The organism is Pseudoxanthomonas sp. JC1303 (genome assembly GCF_058448525.1).
In genome coordinates, this window is sequence record NZ_CP185958.1 from 1746637 (window position 1) to 1764577 (window position 17941).

A 17941-nucleotide genomic window follows, 5' to 3' on the forward strand; every position below is an offset into this window, starting at 1 on the left:
GCGCGAGCGCGGCGTCAGACGTCGAGGTTGGACACCTTCAGCGCATTGGCATCAATGAACTCGCGGCGCGGTTCGACCACATCGCCCATCAGCGTGCTGAAGATCTGGTCGGCCGCCACCGCGTCCTCGATCCGGACCTGAAGCAGGCGTCGGGAATCGGGATTGACCGTGGTGTCCCACAGCTGCTCCGGATTCATTTCGCCCAGACCCTTGAATCGCTGAATCTGCCGCCCCTTCTTGGCCTCATCCAGGAGCCAGGCTTGCGCCTGGGCGAAGGTGGTGACCTCCTGACTGCGATTGCCACGCTGGATCTGCGCGCCCTCACGGACCAGGCCATGGAGTTGCGCGGCAACGTCGCGCACCGAGCGCAGCTCGCCCGACTCGAATGCCGACAGAGGCAGAACCTGGGTCAACTCCTCGCCCATGTGCCGGCGGGTCGCGAGCAGGGCCGCCGGGCGCTGGTCATTGGCCTGCTGCAGCTCAAGAGTGTAACGAGGACTACCGATGCTGGCGCTGTTGAGCGCCCGCTCCAGGCTGGTGAGCTGGACGCGCTGGTCGTCATCGGAAGCGCGCTGAAGGGCGTCCAGGGGCGCGGCGTCGATCAGCGCCTCCAGCAGCGCCGGATCATAGCGATGCCCATTGCGCGCAATGGTGTCACGCGCATTGGCGAACAGGATCAGGAGCTTTTCCAGGGCTTCCCCGGAGATCGGCGGCTCGTCCGTAGCCGGGACCAGGGCTGCGCCTTCGACCGCGCTGTTGGCCAGGTAGGCGTTGAGCGCCGCGTCATCCTTGAGGTACAGCTCGCTCTTGCCCTGCTTGAGCTTGTACAGCGGCGGCAGGCCGATATACACATGGCCGCGTTCGATCAGCTCGGGCATCTGCCGGTAGAAGAAGGTCAGCAGCAGGGTGCGGATGTGCGAGCCGTCCACGTCCGCGTCGGTCATGATGATGATGCGGTGGTAGCGCAGCTTGTCCGGGTTGTACTCGTCCTTGCCGATGCCGGTGCCCAGCGCAGTGATCAGCGTGCCGACCTCGGCGCTGGCCAGCATGCGGTCAAAACGCGCGCGCTCGACGTTGAGGATCTTGCCGCGCAGCGGCAGCACAGCCTGGTTCTTGCGGTTGCGGCCCTGCTTGGCCGAACCACCAGCCGAGTCGCCCTCGACGATGAACAGCTCCGACAGCGCCGGATCCTTCTCCTGGCAGTCGGCCAGCTTGCCCGGCAGGCCGGCGATATCCAGCGCGCCCTTGCGGCGGGTGAGGTCACGCGCCTTGCGCGCGGCTTCGCGGGCGCGGGCGGCGTCGACGATCTTGCCGGCAATGGCCTTGGCTTCGTTCGGGTTTTCCTGCAGGAATTCTTCCATGCGGGCCCCGAAGGCGTTTTCGACCGCCGGGCGCACGTCGGAGCTGACCAGCTTCTCCTTGGTCTGCGAGGAGAAGCTCGGGTCGGGCACCTTGACCGACAGCACCGCGATCATGCCTTCGCGCATGTCATCGCCGGTGAGGCTGATCTTGGCCTGCTTGGCGATACCGTTCTGCTCGATGTAATTGCTCAGCACACGGGTCAGGGCGGCGCGGAAGCCGGCCAGGTGGGTGCCGCCATCCTTCTGCGGGATGTTGTTGGTGAAGCAGTACATCGTTTCCTGGTAGGAGTCGGTCCACTGCAGGGCCACTTCCACGGTGATATTGTTGTGCTCACCGGTGGTGGAAATGACGTGCGGGTGCAGCGGGTTCTTGGACTTGGCCAGGTGCTCGACGAAGCTGGCGATGCCGCCTTCGTAGTGGAAATCGTCGCGGCGGCCTTCGCCACGCTCGTCGATCAGGACGATCTTGACGCCGGAGTTCAGGAAGGACAGTTCGCGCAGGCGCCGGGCGAGGATGTCGGTATGGAATTCGACGTTGTCGTGGAATGCGACGGTCGAGGGCCAGAAGCGCACCGTGGTGCCGCGCTTGGTGGTTTCGCCGATCTGCTTGAGCGGGGCGACGGCCGCACCGTTGCTGAATTCCTGCTGGTAGTGCGCACCGCCCTGGAACACGTCCAGCAACAGCTTTTCCGAAAGTGCGTTGACCACGCTGACGCCCACGCCGTGCAGGCCGCCGGACACCTTGTAGCTGTTGTCGTCGAACTTGCCGCCGGCATGGAGCACGGTCATCACGACTTCGGCCGCGGAGACCTCGCGCCCGAGCTTGGCGCTCATCTGGGCGTGTTTGCCGACCGGAATACCGCGACCGTTGTCCGAGACCGAGACCGAACCATCCACGTGGATGACGACTTCGACGCTGTCGGCGTGGCCGGCAAGCGCCTCGTCGACCGAGTTGTCCACGACCTCGAAGACCATGTGATGCAGGCCGGTGCCATCATGGACATCGCCGATGTACATGCCAGGACGCTTGCGGACCGCCTCCAGGCCTTCCAGGGCCGTAATGCTGTTGGCGTCGTAATTGCCGTTCGGGCCGGGGACGGCGGGGGTGGTCTCTTCGGTCATTCGCGTATCGATCGCCTGCGCCGCGTCCCGGCACCGCAAGGCGTGCGGGCAGGTCCAGGGCTTTGAAAGGGAACGTGAATTGTACCACTGCGCCCTCGGTCCCCCTCAGAACGCCGGATAGCAGGTTACGTGGGAGTGACCTGTCCGTGTTCCACGTGGAACCGCGCCTGGACGGTCGTCGGATCCAGGGCAGGGGGCGCCTCGGTCCCAGTAAGGAAGATCTGGGCGCCGGTGGCCTGCAACCGCGCCAGCACGCACGCCTGGTGGCGGCGATCCAGTTCCGAGGCCAGGTCGTCCAGGGCGACGATGGGCCATTGACCGCGGACCGAGGCATAGTCCTCTGCCTGTGCGAGCAGGCAGGACAGGGCCGTGAGCTTGGCCTGCCCCCGGGACAACGGTTCGCGCTGGGGCAGGGTCGCGTAGCCGACATGCCAGTCCGCGCGATGCGGGCCCACACCGGTGTGCCCAAACTGACGATCCCGCTCACGGTTCACCAGCAGCGCGTCTGCCAGCCCAAGTTCCTGTCGTTTCCAGCCAGGTGAGAACTGCAGTGCGGCCTCGCCCAGCATGCCGACCAAGTCGCCAGCCACCTGCTGGAGGACCGAGGACAGCCGATCCAGGTAAGCCAGACGGTGCAGGGTGAGGCTTTCGCCACTATCGGCAAGCTCCGCGTCCCAAGCGTCGAGCTGATGCGTGGATCCACCGGCTTTTAGGAGCGCGTTGCGCTGTTTCAAGGCACGGTTGTAACGCCGCCAGACCGGCAGGAAGTCAGGTTCCACGTGGAACAGGCCCCAATCCAGGAAGCGACGACGCGGTTCGCCGCCCCCGGTGACCAACGCGTGGCTGCCTGGCTCAAAACTCACCACCGCGAGCGCCGCGCACAAATCGCCCAGCTGATGAACCTTCTCCCCGTCCAGGCGGCCGGCCCACTCCTGCCCGGAATGACGCAGTCCTGCACGGCGCACCCGAGCCTCAGGACCTTCGTCCCACTCAACAAAGACTTCAACGGCAGTCGCCCCGGTCCTGATCAACCCGTCGCGTACACGTCCGCGGAAGCTCCGCCCCCAGGCCATCAGGTGCAGCGCTTCCAGCAGGCTGGTCTTACCGGCCCCGTTATCGCCTGTGATGAGGTTCAACCCCGGCGCAGGAGCCAGCTCGACGTGCTCGAACCGCCGAAGACCTGCCACTGTGAGTCGCCTGACCTGCATATCGGACCGTCTACCTGTGATGGAAAGCGCAACGCCCGGACGAATCCGGGCGTTGCAGGGTGTTTCACGTGGAACCGCATCGCGTCAGAGGCGCAGCGGCATCACCACATGCCGCGACCGATCGCTGCCGGCTTCCCGCACCAGAGCTGAAGAATTGGCATCACGCAGCTGGATCACGATGTGTTCCCCGCGCAGGGCGGATAGCGCGTCCAGCAGGTAGTTCACGTTGAAGCCGATCGCCAGGCCGTCCACCTTGGTGTCAGCCTCGATTTCTTCCTGCGCTTCTTCCTGCTCGGGGTTGTGGGCGCTGATCTTCAACTGGCCCGGCGACACCTCGACACGCACGCCGCGGTACTTCTCGTTGGACAGGATCGCGGCGCGCTGCAACGCGGCACGCAGCACTTCACGGTCGAGCTTCACTTCGATATCCGCGCCGATCGGGATCACCGCTTCGTAATCGGGGAAGCGCCCATCGATCAGCTTGGAGGTGAAGGTGACATCGTCGCGCTTGACCCGGATGTGACTACGGCCCACTTCCAGTTCCAGCACGCGATCCCCGCCTTCCAGCAGGCGCTGCAGCTCGGTTACGCCCTTGCGCGGCACGATGATCTGGCGCTTGGTCAGGCTACCGCCGGTCTCCAGGCCCGACTCGCACAGCGCCAGGCGATGCCCATCGGTCGCCACGCAGCGTAGCGCGGTATCGCGCAGGTCGAACAGCAAACCATTGAGGTAGTAGCGCACGTCCTGCTGGGCCATGGCGAACGCGGTGCGTTCGATCAGCTCCTTCAGCGCCGCTTCCGGCACGGTGACCTGTTCGGTCGCCTCGACCTCATCCACGGAGGGGAAGTCGTTGGCTGGCAGGGTCGCCAGGGTGAACCGGCTGCGGCCGGCGGCCACGGTGATCTTGTCCCCGGTCTGGGTGACAGTGATTCGGCTGCCGTCGGGCAGGGCGCGCACGATTTCGAACAGCTTGCGCGCCGGAATCGTCGTTTCCCCGTCCTGGGCATCCTCGACCGCGGTGCGGGCGATCATTTCCACTTCCAGATCGGTGCCAGTCAGGGAAAGCTGGCCGTTCTGCACCTGCACCAGGAAATTGGCCAGCACGGGGAGGGTCTGACGACGCTCCACAACATTGACGACCTGCGCCAGGGGTTTGAGGAAAGCTTCTCGCTGAAGGCTGAAACGCATCGTGTGATGTCCCGGTGCTCTAGGTTTTTAGAAGTGTATAAATCTTAAAATCTGGTGGTGATGGTTGCCCGGACTTAACGGTAAAACTCACCTAAGTTACTGTTTCTTATCAACTTTTTAGCAACGAAACCCGGTGCATAGCGGCGGTACTTCCTGCGGGAAAAGCTGTGGACAGTTTTACGCTTCGATTCGATCCACCTCTTATCCACAGCTTGGACCCCCTGCCACCCACCGCTTGTTCAGCCCCGGCGTGGTCCGCACAGCATAGCCACTGGCCGGGCACGGGGCGCGCCTCATTCGCTCAACTTGCGGATGAGCTTGTCCCAGTCTTCCTTCAGCTTGCCGTCGGACTCCATCAGCGTGCGGATCTGGCGGCAGGCGTGCAGCACGGTGGTGTGGTCGCGCCCGGCGAAGGCATCGCCGATCTCGGGCAGGCTGTGTTCGGTCAGTTCCTTGGTCAGGGCCATGGCCATCTGGCGCGGACGTGCCAGCGAGCGCGTGCGGCGCTTGGACAGCAGGTCCTTGATCTGCAGGCCGTAGTAGTCGGCCACGGTCTTCTGGATGTTGGGGATGCCGATGGCCTGCTGCTGGGCGCGCAGCAGGTCGCGCAGGGTCTCCTGTGCGAATTCGGGCGTGATCGCCTTGCCCAGGAAGTTGGCGCGCGCCGCCAGCGTATTGAGGGCCCCTTCCAGGTCGCGCACGTTGGAGCGCATCTTCTTGGCCAGCAGGAAGGCCACATCGTCGGGGATGTGGGTCCCGCGCTCGGCGGCCTTGGACAGCACGATCGCCGCGCGGGTCTCGAAGTCCGGCGGGTCGATGGCCACCGACAGGCCCCAGGCCAGGCGCGACTTCAAGCGCGGCTCCAGGCCTTCGACCTCGCGCGGATAGCGGTCGCAGGTCAGGATGATCTGCTGGCGGCCATCGAACAGCGCGTTGAAGGTGTGGAAGAACTCCTCCTGGGTGCGGTCCTTGCCGGCGAAGAACTGGATATCGTCGATCAGCAGCGCGTCGACCTGCTGGAATCGGCGCTTGAACTGGTCCATCGAGCGTTCGATCAGCGCCTTGGTCATGGCGCTGAAGAACTGCTCCGAACGCAGGTACAGCACGCGCGCAGCCGGGTTCTGCCGGCGCAGCTCGTTGCCGGCGGCGAACATCAGGTGGGTCTTGCCCAGGCCGGTGCCCCCGTACAGCAGCAGCGGGTTGTGCGAGCGGTCGCCCGGTTTCTGCGCGGCCTGCCAAGCGGCGGCGCGCCCCAGCTGGTTGCTGCGGCCCTCGACGAAGTTGTCGAAGGTGTAGTGCGAATCCAGGTTGCCGGCGAACGGCTCGGACGAGGCGGTGGCCGTGGTGCCCAGCGAAGCCGGGGCGGGCGCCTGCGTGGCCGGCTCGGGCGCCTTGGCCCGGGACCCGACCGCCAGCGACACCTGCGCCGATCCGGCGTAGTGGTCGAGCAGTTCGCGAATGCGCGGCAGGTAGCGCTCGCGCACCTGGTCGACGATGAAGGCGTTGGGCGCGTACAGCACGACCGCGTCGGGACGCTGTTCGGCCTGCAGCGGCTTGAGCCAGGTATGGACGTCTTCGGCCGGCAGTTCGGCTTCCAGGCGTTCGAGACAGCGGGGCCAGGCTTCCATTGAGATCAATCATCCGACCCCGCCGGATCCGTCGCGGAACCAGCGTGGCACGTGGGAAAATGGGCGGGGCAGGTTACCACGCCCGATGGACCTACCCACGGCTCATCCACAGTCTCATCCACAGCCAGACTTGACGCGCGGAAATATCGCCCCGTAGAATTTCCGGTTCTTTCCACGCATACGCCTTAGAGTGCCCCATGGCCACCAAGCGCACCTACCAGCCCAGCAACCTCAAGCGCAAGCGCGACCACGGCTTCCGTGCCCGCATGAAGACCGCTGACGGCCGCAAGATCCTCGCCCGTCGTCGCGCCAAGGGCCGCAAGACGCTCTGCGCCTGATGCCGGTGCCGCGCCCGGCGCGCGGCTCCGCCACCGCATTGCGTTTGCACACCAAGCCCGCGCCGCGCAACGGTGCGGGCTTTGTCGTGCCATGAGTCCTGAATCGGCCCGCTGCACCTTTCCCCGATCCGCCCGCGTGCGGACGTCGGCCGAGTATGCGCGGGTGTTCGACGTGGCCCGTCGCACGGCGGCGCCGATGTTGGCCCTGCACTTCGCGGCGGGCGGCGAGGGCGCCCGGCTGGGCCTGGCCGTGTCGCGCAAGGTCGACCGGCATGCGGTGGGCCGCAACCGGATCAAGCGTGCGCTGCGCGAATATTTCCGTTCCCTGCGTCCGCGGCTGCCCGCGGGCGATTACGTCCTGGTGGCCCGCCCACCGGCGGCGAAGGCCTCGCCCGCGCAGCTGCGCGCGGCCTTCGACGGCCTGTTGCAACGCGCCGGTGCGTTGCCCGCTCCGGGCCCCGACGGCACAATGCGCCCCGCGCAGATGACGCCACCTTCTTCCCATTCCACGCCGGACGCTGCAACCGGTTGAGACTGCCTGCCTGATGAACCAGACCCGTGTTTTCCTGATCTTCGCCTGGCTGATGGTGGCGACCTTGTTGTGGATGGAGTGGGGCAAGTGGAAGACCGCCCAGGACCAGCCCGTCACCCCGGTCGCCGCCGAGACGGCGAACGTGCCGGATGCCGGCAACGGCGTGCCCAGCACCGAGGGGCTGGCCACGCCGTCGAGCGCCACCGCCGCGCAGGCCACCGACCCGGCCAACGCTGCCGCCGCTGCGCCGGCCTCCCAGGCCACCACGGTCACGGTCACCACCGACACCCTCAAGCTGGCCATCGATGGCAGCAAGGTGTTGCGCGCCCAGCTGCTGCAGTACCCACAGACCAAGGACGCCGGCTCGCCGCCGGTGGAACTGTTCGACGACAACCCGGCCCACCTCTATATCGCCGGGTTGGCCTGGACCAACCAGGCCGGGACCGCGCCGGGGCCGGACGCAGTGTTCCGCCCCGAACAGGCGCAGCGTGACTACCGCCTGGCCGCCGGCCAGGACAGCCTGAGCATTCCCTTCGTGTGGGAAGGCAACGGCGTGCGGATCGTGCGCACCTTCACCGTGCACCGCGGGGACTACCTGGTCGGGGTGTCCGACCAGATCACCAACAGCGGCGCGGCGCCGTGGACGGCCGTGGTCTACCGCCAACTCGAGCGCACCCCGCCGCCGCCGGTCAAGGGGGGGTTCACCAACCCGCACAGCTTCAGCCTGGTCGGCTCGGCCTGGCGCACCGCAAGCGGTGCCTACGAACGGCGTAAGTTCGGCGACGACTACCTGGAAGACGGCAAGCTCAACCACGACATGAAAGGCGGTTGGGTGGCGATGCTGGAGCATCACTTCCTCAGTGCCTGGGTACCCGATCCCAAGCAGCCGGCCCTGGTGTCGCTGGATGAGCGCACCGTGCGTGGCACCCACCGCTACCTGATCAGCGAGACCGGTCCGAGCCTGACCGTGGCCCCGGGCCAGACCAGCGCCACCGATGCGCGCCTGTGGGTCGGCCCGAAGCTGGTCAAGGCCATCCATGCTTCCGGCATCGCCGGGCTGGACAGCGCGGTGGACTACAGTCGCTTCGCGCCGCTGGCGGTGATCGGCTCGGGGCTGTTCTGGATCCTCAGCCACCTGCATACCCTGTTGGGCAACTGGGGCTGGTCGATCATCGGCCTGGTGGTGGTGATCAAGCTGGTGCTGTTCCCGCTGTCCTCGGCCCAGTACAAGTCGATGGCCAAGATGCGCCGGTTCCAGCCGCGCATCGCCCAGCTGCGCGAGCGCTACGGCGATGACCGCGCCAAGCTGCAGCAGGCCATGATGGACCTGTACAAGAAGGAGAAGATCAACCCGATGGGTGGCTGCCTGCCGGTGCTGATCCAGATGCCGATCTTCCTGTGCCTGTACTGGGTGCTCAACGAGTCGGTCGAACTGCGCCAGGCGCCGTGGATCCTGTGGATCCAGGACCTGACCGCGCGTGATCCGTACTTCATCCTGCCGATCATCAACGTGGCGGTGATGTTCCTCACCCAGAAGCTCACACCCAACGCCGGCATGGATCCGACCCAGGCCAAGATGATGCAGTTCATGCCGCTGATCTTCGGCGTGACCATGGCCTTCTTCCCGTCGGGCCTGGTCCTGTACTGGGTCACCAACGGCAGCCTGAGCCTGTTGCAGCAATGGTGGATGGGCAAGACCCACGGCCAGCCGGCGCTGGCCAAGCCCGGCACCGATGGCAAGGGCCATGGGAAAGACGCGGACAAGGGCAAGTAAGCCCGCGCCGCCTTGCATGAGATTGGACGAAGGCCCGCCGCAAGGCGGGTTTTCGTTATGTAACCTCTGGAAAAGCGGCGCTGCCGCCCGATGCCTGGACGCCTGTTGATGAAAAACCTCTCACCCCTGGCCACACGTTGCGGTGGGCTGCTGCTGACCGTCAGCCTTGCGCTGTGTGCCTGCCATCGCACGCCTCCGGTGGAAGCGGCCGCCGCGACGGGCGCGGCGACGTCGAACGCGGCTGCTGCCTCGCCTGCCGTCGATCCGCAGGCCACGGCGTTGATTGGGATGCTGCGCGAACAGCTCGCACGCCAGCGCAAGATCATCGTGCTGCTCGATGACCCAGCGCAGTCGACCGAGCAAGCAGCCAACAGCGTGGGCCAGCAGCTTTTTCATGAAGGTCTGGAGCAGCGTGAGGCGGTGTCCAAGCGCTTTGACGCCTTGCTATCCAGCGCAGGCCCGGGCCGCTTCGACACCTTGTCGACAGTGCTGGATGAGGTGGAATCGGCGCCGGATCTGTTCGACGCCGATCGCCTGGCCTTTCGCGAAACGCTGCGCGATCTGCACGAACGCGTGGGCCAGGATTCGGCCTTGCCGGCGGTCAAGCTGCACAAGCGCATCGGTGAAGACCTGGAGGCGCTGGACGAGATCGAGCGCAACTACAACGACGAACTCACCCGCATCTTCAGCCGCTTCGACCGCACCCGTGCGATCCCGCTCAAGCGCGAGAAGTGGGCCGACTACGTGGCGCACCTGCGCACGATCTATGACCGGGACCGCATCCTGCGCGACTACGGGGTGATCCAGCCTTATCCCATGTCGATGAAGGACAGCGACCGCGAGATCTTCGGCACCGACCTGCCGGCCAAGACCGTGGTGCTGACCTTCGACGACGGCCCGCATCGTGAATACACCGATGAGATCGTGGCCATCCTGCAGCGCTACGACGTGCCCGGCGCGTTCTTTGAAGTCGGCCGCAACCTGGGCAAGCTCGATGCCGATGGCAAGACCGAGTTGGCGCCGCTGTCCAAGGTCAGCCGCAACCTCATGGAGGCCGGTTACGCGGTCGGCAACCACAGCCTGACCCATGTCCAGCTCTCCAAGCAGACCGGCGATGCGCTCAAGCATCAGGTCCTGGATACCGATGCTTTATTGCGCGCGGTGGACGACAAGCGTGCGCCCCTGTTCCGCTTCCCCTATGGCGCGCGTAACGCCGAAGGCCTGCAGGTGCTGGGCGCGGCAGGGCTGAAATCGATCATGTGGAACATCGATTCGCTGGACTGGGCCGACCCGGTGCCCGAGTCCATCGTCCAGCGCGTGCTGGACCAGGTGAACCACCAGCAGCGCGGGATCATCCTGTTCCATGACATCCACGACCGCGCGGTCAAGGCGCTGCCGCAGATCCTGGACCGGCTGATCGCCGACGGTTACCAATTTGCCGGCTGGAACGGCCGCGAGTTCACCGTGCCGCGTGTGCGCAATCGCGCGGCCAGCACGGCCACGGTCACCACCGGCTACGAAAAATCCTGGGCGATCGTGATCGGCATCGACGACTACGCGCACTGGCCCAGGCTGGAGTACGCCGCCAACGACGCGCAGGCCGTGGCCGAGACCTTGACCGGTGCCTTCAAGTTTCCGAGCTCGCAGGTGATCGTGTTGAAGAACGGGCAGGCCACGCGCAACAACATCCTGGCCGCCTTCCACGACCGCCTGGCCGATGGCCGCGCGCAGAAGAACGACCGGGTGTTCGTGTTCTTCGCAGGCCACGGCGCCACGCGCAAGCTGGCCTCCGGCCGCGACCTGGGCTACATCATCCCGGCCGACGCGCAGCCTGATGAACTGGCCACCGACGCCATCCCGATGACCGAGATCCAGAACATCGCCGAGAGCCTGGAAGCCAAGCACGTGCTGTTCGTGATGGACGCCTGCTACAGCGGCCTGGGGCTGACCCGCGGCGGGCCGTCGTCATCGGCGTACCTGCGCGAAAACGCCCGCCGCATCGCCCGGCAGATGCTCACCGCCGGCGGTGCCGACCAGCAGGTGGCCGACAGCGGACCCAGCGGCCATTCGGTGTTCACCTGGGTGCTGCTGCAGGCACTGTCGGGCAAGGGCGATCTCAACGGCGATGGCCTGATCACCGGCACCGAGCTGGCCGCCTATGTTGCGCCCGCGGTGTCGGCGGTTTCGGCGCAGACCCCTGCGTTTGGCAGCTTGCCGGGCTCGCAAGGAGGGGAGTTCGTGTTCCAGGTGCCGGAAGGCGAGGAGTTCCTGACCGCCGATACCACCCAGCTGTCGGCCGAGGCCATCGCCTTGAACGACCGTGTCGATGCCTCGCGCCCGGCTGCCGCAACCGAGCCCGGCCAGCCCAGCCCGGCACCGGTCAAGGTGAACGACCTGCAAGGCGGCACCGCCAGTCTGGTCCTGCCCACTGCGGTCAAACAGAGCGACCGGCAGCTGGCCCAGCGCGCCAACGACCGCGGCCTGCAGCTCTATCGCGAAAAGCGCTACGACGAGGCCGCGGCCCAGTTCACCGAAGCGCTCAAGCTGCGTCCGGACTTCGCCCTGGCCGCCAACAACCTGGGCTTTGTGTATTACCGGCAGGGTCAATACGCGCAAGCGGCACGCTGGCTGGAGAACACCTTGAAGATCGATCCCTCGCGTGCGGTGGCCTACCTCAACCTGGGCGACGCCTACGCCAAGGCGGGTGACCCCGTGCGTGCGCGCAAGGCCTACACCACGTACCTGGCGCTGCAGCCCGAGGGCGACGCATCGGCGCATGTGCGCAGCCAGCTCGAGCAGCTGTGATGCGCACCGACACCATTGCGGCGGTGGCCACCGCCGCCGGTGCAGGCGGGGTCGGCATCGTGCGTTTGTCCGGGCCGCAGGCATTGCAGATTGCCGCGGCCATGGGCGCGCCAGGACTGCAGCCGCGCAAGGCGCGCTACGTCCGGATGGTCGATGGCGACGGGACGGTGATCGACGACGGCATCGCCCTGGCGTTCGCGGCCCCGGCCAGCTTTACCGGCGAGGATGTGGTCGAGCTGCAGGCTCATGGCAGTCCGGTGGTGCTGCGGGCGTTGGTCGAGCGGGCCTGCGCGCTGGGCGCGCGCACCGCGCGGCCGGGCGAGTTTTCCGAGCGCGCCTTCCTCAACGGCAAGCTGGACCTGGCTCAGGCCGAGGCCGTGGCCGACCTGATCGCCGCCGCCGACCTACGCGCGGCACGCGCGGCCCGCAGGTCGCTGGACGGCGTGTTCTCGCGCAAGGTGGACGCCACCTCCGAACAGCTGGTGCGCCTGCGGATCCACGTAGAGGCGGCGATCGACTTCGTCGATGAGTCGCTGGACACCCTGGGTTTTGCCGCCGTCCAGCGCGGGCTCCAAGCCCTGACCCAGGACCTGCAGACCTTGCTGGCGCAGGCCGAGCGTGGCCGCCGCCTGCGCGATGGCCTGCACGTGGTCATCGTCGGCCCGCCCAACGCCGGCAAGAGCTCGCTGCTCAACGCACTGGCCGGGCGCGAGCGGGCGATCGTGACCGACGTGGCGGGCACCACGCGCGACACCTTGCACGAAACCATCCGCCTGGATGGCCTGGAGCTGACCCTGGTCGATACCGCCGGACTGCGCGAGGGCGGCGATGCGATCGAACGCGAAGGCATGCGTCGGGCGGGGGAGGAACTGCAGCGGGCCGATGTCGCCCTGGTGGTGGTCGATGCCGCCGACCCGCAGGCCGGCGCGGCCGCCGTGGCCGATGTGCTGGATCCGGCGACCCGCCAGCTCTGGCTGCACAACAAGCTCGATCTGCTCCCGGGTCATCGCGTGCCGGACGGCGCCTACGGGATGTCGACCCGTAGCGGTGAGGGGATCGGGCAGGTCGTGGACGCGCTGCAGGCGCTGGTCACTGGCGAGGCCGGCGATGCGGCGGAGGGCGAGTTCTCCGCCCGTTCCCGGCATGTGCTGGCCCTGGACCAGGCATTGGCGCACGTGCATCATGCAAAACGCGAAGTCGATCACGAAACGCTCGAGCTAGCCGCTGAAGAATTGCGGCTTGCCCACGATGCATTGGGGGAGATCACGGGGAAGATCTCGCCGGACATGCTGCTGGGCAGGATCTTTTCCACGTTCTGCATCGGCAAGTAGCTGGCCCTCGCCTGTTGACAACACCGGGTGCTTGCCGCGACTTTTCAGGTGCAGGCATTCGTCAAGAAATGCGCACCCAGGGGAAATCACCAGATGTCCAAGCACACACCGACCGCCCTGCGGCCCGTGGCAGCGTTCGCGCTGCTCGGCCTGTTGGCGGCTTGTTCGCCGAAGCAGCCGGAGACCGCGACGGGGGAGGCAGCCAGCACGCCGACCGCAGCGCAGACCTCATCCACGCCCGCCGCGGCCGATGCCACCCGCCCGGCCGCCGAGGCCTCCACCCAGGTCAAGGCGATGAGCGCCGACGACCTGCGTGAAGCCGCGCGCAAGGCGCTCAGCGCAAACCGCATCTACGCGCCCGGCGGCGACAACGCCGTGGAGTACTACCTGGCGCTGCGCGACAAGCAGCCCGACGATGCGGCCACCGCCAGCGCATTGACCGATCTGATGCCCTATACGGTCATTGCCGCCGAGCAGAGCATCAACCGCAAGGACTTCGGCGAAGCCGGGCGCCTGGCCGGACTGATTGCCAAGGCCGACCCGGCAGCACCCGCGCTGCCGCGCCTGACCCACGCCATCGAGGCCGGGGAGAAGCTCGCCGCCCAGCAGGAGGTCAGCGACGAGGCCAAGGCCAAGGCGGCCGCCGAAGCCAAGGCCAAGGAGACCCAGCGCCTGGCCGAGCAGGCGGCCCAGCAGAAGCAGGCCGCCGCGGCACTGGCCGCCCAGCAGGCCCAGGCCCAGGCCGAGCAGGAACGCCAAGCCGCCGCCGCCCGCGCCGCGGAAGCCCAGCAGAAGCAGGCGGCCGCCGCGCCCAAGCCGGCCGCCCCGCCGCCCCCGGCCCCGGTGGCCGCCGCCCAGGCCGCGCAGGAACTGCGCATCGTCAGTGCGCCGGCGCCGCGCTATCCGCCCGACGCCTTCCGCGCCGGGACCAGTGGCGAGGTGGTCGTGGAGATCACCGTCGGCCCGGACGGGTCGGTGTCCAATGCCCGCGTGGTCCGGGCCACGCCCACACGCGTGTTCGATCGCGAGGCGATCAACGCCGTACGCCGTTGGAAGTTCGAGCCGATCGGCAGCACCATGACCACGCGGCGCACCATCGTGTTCAAGCCGGGCTGAGGCGCCGCGCACCGCGCCGATCAACGCAAAGGGCCGGGGAATTCCCCGGCCCTTTTTGTTTCCCAGTGCGATGCGGTGTCAGCCGGAGATGGCCAACTGCTCGCCCCGGTAGCGCCGCACCGCCAGCAGCCACATCACCGCGGCCAGGCCGAAGCTCGCGCCCAGGTAGATGGCCCACTGGACCACGCTGACCACCTCGCCACGGACCACCTTGAGGATGAGCTGGTTCTGCGCCAGGAACGGCACGGCGAACTGCCACAGCTGGGTCTTGACCGGATTCACCATCAGGATGATCGAAGGCAGCATCGGCAGCAGCATGAGGTAGCTCATGTGGCTCTGCGCCTCCTTCATGCTCTTGGCTGTGGCCGACAGGAAGGTCAGCAGCGTGGTGCCGATGAAGACCATCGGCATCAGGATCAGCAGCAGCACCACGATCGTGCCGAAGCTCACCACCAGCTGCCGCCCCACGGTGGGCGAAAAGACCGCCGCCAGCTTGAAGCCGAGCAGGGTCAGCGCCAGCGACAGCAAGGCCACCGCACACGCCGCGGCGACCTTGCCGCTGACCACCGCGCCGCGTGCGGCCGGCGTGGCCAGCAGCGGTTCCAGCGACTGCCGCTCGCGCTCGCCCGCGGTGCCGTCCATGATCAGATAGGCGCCACCGATGAACGCACTGAGGATCAGCAGGTAAGGCAGCAGGATACCGACCAGGCGCCCGCGCTTGGCGGCCTCGGAGGCCATGTCGGTATCGCTGATCTGCAGCGGCGCGGCGGCGGCGGGACTGACGCCGCGGGACAGCAGGCGCAGCGCGCCGACCTGACCGTTGTAGGCGCCAAGCAATGCCTTCAACCGCTTGACCGGCACCTCGGCGTTCTGCCGGGTCGAGTCGCTGAGGATTTCCACCGGGGCCGGCTCGCTCTTGCGCCACTTCTCGCCGTAGTCATCGCCGATGCGCAGGATCACATCGGCCCGCTGCGAGCCAATGGCATCGGCCACGTCCTTGGGTGCCGGCTTGATGGCCACGTTCTGGCCTTCCAGCCAGGCCACCAGGTTGGGGGCGTTGTCGCGGCCGATCACTGGCAGCTCCAACGGCTTGTCGGTGAGGTCGTTGATCCGGTGCTCGGTCAGGGTGAAGATCCCGATCAACAACACGGGCACCAGGATCGGGCTCAAGCCCAATGACAGCATCACGGTACGACGGTCGCGGAAGAAGTCCTTGAGCTCCTTGCGCATCACGACCCACAGCGTCTTCAGACTGTTCATGCCAGCAGGCCCTCCTCAGAACCGATCGCCTTGACGAAGGCCTCCTCCAGGTTGTCTTCGCCGTAGAGCGCGCGCAGCTCGTCCGGCGTACCGGCGGCGACCACGGTGCCCTTGGCGATGATCACGATGCGATCGCACAGCGCGGCGACCTCCTGCATGATGTGGCTGGAAAACACCACGCAGCGCCCTTCGCCGCGCAGCTGCTTGAGGAATTCGCGCAGGCCGCGGGTGGTCATCACGTCCAGGCCGTTGGTGGGTTCGTCCAGGACCACGTTGCGCGGGTCGTGGACCAGGGCGCGGGCGATGGCGGTCTTGGTGCGCTGGCCCTGGCTGAAGCCCTCGGTGCGGCGGTCGATGAAGTCCTGCATGTTCAGCGCCTGCACCAGGCGCTCGGTGCGTGCATCGATGGTGGCCTTGTCCAGCCCGTGCAGTGCGCCGAAGTAGGCGATGTTCTCGCGTGCGGTCAGGCGCTTGTAGACGCCACGCGCGTCGGGCAGCACGCCCAGGGCACGGCGTGCGGCTTCCGGATCGGCCGCGACGTCCACGCCGTCGACCAGCACTTGGCCGCTATCGGGCTGCATCAGGGTGTAGAGCATGCGCAGGGTCGTGGTCTTGCCGGCGCCGTTGGGGCCGAGCAGACCGGTGATCTGGCCATCGGCAGCGGTGAAGTCCACCCCCCTGACGGCCTTGACCTCGGTCTTCTTGGTCTTGAAGGTCTTGTGCAGGTTCTGCAGGGTGATCATGGATCCCATCCATAGAAGCCGGTGAACGGCGGGGTGTAGGTCAGCTTGTCCAGGCAGCTGGCATCCAGCGCCTTGGGATCACGCTTGTCGAGGAATTCGCCCAGCAGCTGCGGCGTGCAGCCCACCGCGATCACGTTGTGACCCTGGCCCTTGAGCACCAGGTGGCGGGCATTGGGCAGCGCCTTGGCCACCTCAACGCCGTAGCGCGGCGGGGTGACCGGATCGAACTCACCTGAAAGCAGCAGCGTGGGCACGTCGGTGGACAGCGGCTTGCGGAAGTCGGCCGCGCGCGTGCCCTTGGGCCACACCGCGCATTGCGCCTTGAGCGCGTCGACCATCGTATTGCCTAGCAGCGAGCCGTCCTGGGTCGGATCCTCCTTGAGCGCGTCGGCATCTTCGGCGCAGATCACCGACAGCTGCATGCCCATGGCCATCGCATCGGAGAGCGAACCGCCGATCATGCTGGCGGTGGCCGCCAGGGTGTCGTAGCGCCCCTGCGCGGCTTCGGCGAACTGCAGGGGCAGGGTGGCCGACATCAGCGGCAGGTAGGCGGACATGCGCACCAGCATCGCCACATCGCCGGCGTGCAGGGCTTCGTGACGCGCCTGGCCGGTGACCGGGTCGCGGAAATCCACCTCTGGCGGCGCGTCTTTCAGGGTGCGCATCAAGGCATTGAGCCGCTCACGCGGATCGCCCAGCTTGGCGGTGCAGCCCGGGGTCTTGGCGCAGCGGCCGAACTGTAGATCCAGCGCGTCCTCCAGGTTCTTGGCGAACTCATTGCCCAGCACCAGCGAGTTGGGCACCACACCGTCGAGCACGACCGCCCGGGTGTGAGCCGGATAGGTGGCCGCATACTGCTGGGCCACGCGCGTCCCGTAGGACACGCCGACCAGGTCGATGGTGTCCGCGCCGATCGCCTGGCGCACGGCGTCCAGATCGGCAATCGCATCGCCGGTGGTGTAGTCGCGCAGGTCGGCCTTCTTCTCCAGCGCCTGCATGCAGGTCCGCGCATAGTCCGCAGCGCCCTGTGCGGTGTCGGTGTTCAAGGCCTTCTCAGGCTGGGGGCACTGCAGCGGATTGGAGCCGCCGGTGCCGCGCTGATCGACCAGGATGATGTTGCGCAGCTTGGTGACCTTGGCGAAGGCCGGTTGCACCTGCGGATAGCTGTCCAGCGCTGATTGCCCGGGGCCGCCGGCAATCATGAAGACCGGATCGGGCGCGGCCGAGGCGTCCTGCTCGGCGGGGATCCAGCCGATGCGCAGGCCGATCTTGCGGCCCTGTGGGGCCTTGGCATCCTCCGGCACCTGCAGGGTGGCGCACTGCGCCTCCACCACCGTGGGCATCAGCGGGCTGCTGAGCGCACAGGGCTTGAATTCCAGTTTCCCCAGGGTCCTGGCCTGGGCCGCGGGCGCGCAGGCGGCCAGAAGCAGGACGGGAAACCACCATCGTTGCTGCATGGGACTCTCTCCTTGGTAGATCACGATCCGGTGTTGGATGCTGACATGACGCCGCGGACCGGCAGATGTGACAGAAGG

General features: G+C 67.0%; 13 protein-coding genes. 6 read left to right on the plus strand and 7 right to left on the minus strand.

All coding sequences use genetic code 11. The annotated features are described in order from the left end of the window. Positions 1-14: 14 nt before the first annotated feature. From gyrB to dnaA, 4 genes are all read right to left on the minus strand, one after another. On the minus strand, positions 15-2483 hold the full coding sequence (gene gyrB, locus ACORQU_RS07665; RefSeq protein ID WP_491644334.1) for a DNA topoisomerase (ATP-hydrolyzing) subunit B: 2469 nt from the start codon (positions 2481-2483) through the stop codon (positions 15-17). Between the two features lie 125 nt (positions 2484-2608). Continuing rightward, a complete protein-coding gene (gene recF / locus ACORQU_RS07670) occupies positions 2609-3691 on the minus strand; it encodes a DNA replication/repair protein RecF (protein WP_491644336.1) in 1083 nt (360 codons plus the stop codon). Positions 3692-3775: 84 nt separating this feature from the next. Further along, on the minus strand, positions 3776-4879 hold the full coding sequence (gene dnaN / locus ACORQU_RS07675; RefSeq protein WP_271647924.1) for a DNA polymerase III subunit beta: 1104 nt from the start codon (positions 4877-4879) through the stop codon (positions 3776-3778). Between the two features lie 293 nt (positions 4880-5172). Continuing rightward, on the minus strand, positions 5173-6507 hold the full coding sequence (dnaA, locus tag ACORQU_RS07680) for a chromosomal replication initiator protein DnaA (RefSeq protein WP_271647923.1): 1335 nt from the start codon (positions 6505-6507) through the stop codon (positions 5173-5175). A gap of 197 nt (positions 6508-6704) precedes the next feature. On the opposite strand from dnaA, the gene rpmH reads away from it, so the two are divergent. The 6 genes from rpmH (at position 6705) to ACORQU_RS07710 (ending at position 14403) form a co-directional block, all read left to right on the plus strand. Then, positions 6705-6845 (plus strand): 50S ribosomal protein L34, encoded by a 141-nt coding sequence (rpmH, locus tag ACORQU_RS07685; protein WP_014162171.1) that lies wholly within the window; start codon positions 6705-6707, stop codon positions 6843-6845. Positions 6846-6936: 91 nt separating this feature from the next. Further along, a complete protein-coding gene (gene rnpA / locus ACORQU_RS07690) occupies positions 6937-7377 on the plus strand; it encodes a ribonuclease P protein component (RefSeq protein ID WP_491644338.1) in 441 nt (146 codons plus the stop codon). A gap of 13 nt (positions 7378-7390) precedes the next feature. Further along, the gene (gene yidC / locus ACORQU_RS07695) at positions 7391-9151 is read left to right on the plus strand and encodes a membrane protein insertase YidC (protein WP_491644340.1); all 1761 of its coding nucleotides are present in this window, start codon (positions 7391-7393) and stop codon (positions 9149-9151) included. A gap of 108 nt (positions 9152-9259) precedes the next feature. After that, entirely contained in the window at positions 9260-11956 is a 2697-nt protein-coding gene (locus ACORQU_RS07700; protein ID WP_491644342.1) for a polysaccharide deacetylase family protein, read from the plus strand. Then, complete coding sequence (gene mnmE / locus ACORQU_RS07705; protein ID WP_491644344.1) at positions 11956-13287, plus strand: tRNA uridine-5-carboxymethylaminomethyl(34) synthesis GTPase MnmE; 1332 nt, start codon at positions 11956-11958, stop codon at positions 13285-13287. The genes ACORQU_RS07700 and mnmE overlap by 1 nt, the downstream gene beginning before the upstream one ends. A 93-nt stretch (positions 13288-13380) precedes the next feature. After that, entirely contained in the window at positions 13381-14403 is a 1023-nt protein-coding gene (locus tag ACORQU_RS07710) for an energy transducer TonB (protein ID WP_491644346.1), read from the plus strand. 78 nt (positions 14404-14481) lie between these two features. On the opposite strand, the gene ACORQU_RS07715 is transcribed toward ACORQU_RS07710, so the two are convergent. From ACORQU_RS07715 to ACORQU_RS07725, 3 genes are read right to left on the minus strand one after another with little or no spacing between them, the layout of a single operon-like run. After that, complete coding sequence (locus ACORQU_RS07715) at positions 14482-15663, minus strand: ABC transporter permease (RefSeq protein WP_491644348.1); 1182 nt, start codon at positions 15661-15663, stop codon at positions 14482-14484. Then, positions 15660-16406 carry an ABC transporter ATP-binding protein gene (locus tag ACORQU_RS07720; RefSeq protein WP_491644350.1) on the minus strand — a complete coding sequence of 249 codons (747 nt, stop codon included), beginning with the start codon at positions 16404-16406 and terminating at the stop codon, positions 15660-15662. The genes ACORQU_RS07715 and ACORQU_RS07720 overlap by 4 nt, the downstream gene beginning before the upstream one ends. Continuing rightward, complete coding sequence (locus tag ACORQU_RS07725) at positions 16403-17863, minus strand: alpha/beta hydrolase (RefSeq protein WP_491644352.1); 1461 nt, start codon at positions 17861-17863, stop codon at positions 16403-16405. The genes ACORQU_RS07720 and ACORQU_RS07725 overlap by 4 nt, the downstream gene beginning before the upstream one ends. Between the last annotated feature and the right edge of the window lie 78 nt (positions 17864-17941).

What these genes read in the sequence shown, in the direction of transcription:
- yidC (WP_491644340.1), top strand. Translation starts at nt 7,391, where the DNA reads ATGAACCAGACCCGTGTTTTCCTGATCTTCGCCTGGCTGATGGTGGCG.
- mnmE (WP_491644344.1), top strand. Translation starts at nt 11,956, where the DNA reads ATGCGCACCGACACCATTGCGGCGGTGGCCACCGCCGCCGGTGCAGGC.
- dnaN (WP_271647924.1), bottom strand. Translation starts at nt 4,879, where the DNA reads ATGCGTTTCAGCCTTCAGCGAGAAGCTTTCCTCAAACCCCTGGCGCAG.
- ACORQU_RS07715 (WP_491644348.1), bottom strand. Translation starts at nt 15,663, where the DNA reads ATGAACAGTCTGAAGACGCTGTGGGTCGTGATGCGCAAGGAGCTCAAG.
- rnpA (WP_491644338.1), top strand. Translation starts at nt 6,937, where the DNA reads ATGAGTCCTGAATCGGCCCGCTGCACCTTTCCCCGATCCGCCCGCGTG.
- ACORQU_RS07700 (WP_491644342.1), top strand. Translation starts at nt 9,260, where the DNA reads ATGAAAAACCTCTCACCCCTGGCCACACGTTGCGGTGGGCTGCTGCTG.
- ACORQU_RS07720 (WP_491644350.1), bottom strand. Translation starts at nt 16,406, where the DNA reads ATGATCACCCTGCAGAACCTGCACAAGACCTTCAAGACCAAGAAGACC.
- rpmH (WP_014162171.1), top strand. Translation starts at nt 6,705, where the DNA reads ATGGCCACCAAGCGCACCTACCAGCCCAGCAACCTCAAGCGCAAGCGC.
- gyrB (WP_491644334.1), bottom strand. Translation starts at nt 2,483, where the DNA reads ATGACCGAAGAGACCACCCCCGCCGTCCCCGGCCCGAACGGCAATTAC.
- recF (WP_491644336.1), bottom strand. Translation starts at nt 3,691, where the DNA reads ATGCAGGTCAGGCGACTCACAGTGGCAGGTCTTCGGCGGTTCGAGCAC.
- dnaA (WP_271647923.1), bottom strand. Translation starts at nt 6,507, where the DNA reads ATGGAAGCCTGGCCCCGCTGTCTCGAACGCCTGGAAGCCGAACTGCCG.
- ACORQU_RS07725 (WP_491644352.1), bottom strand. Translation starts at nt 17,863, where the DNA reads ATGCAGCAACGATGGTGGTTTCCCGTCCTGCTTCTGGCCGCCTGCGCG.
- ACORQU_RS07710 (WP_491644346.1), top strand. Translation starts at nt 13,381, where the DNA reads ATGTCCAAGCACACACCGACCGCCCTGCGGCCCGTGGCAGCGTTCGCG.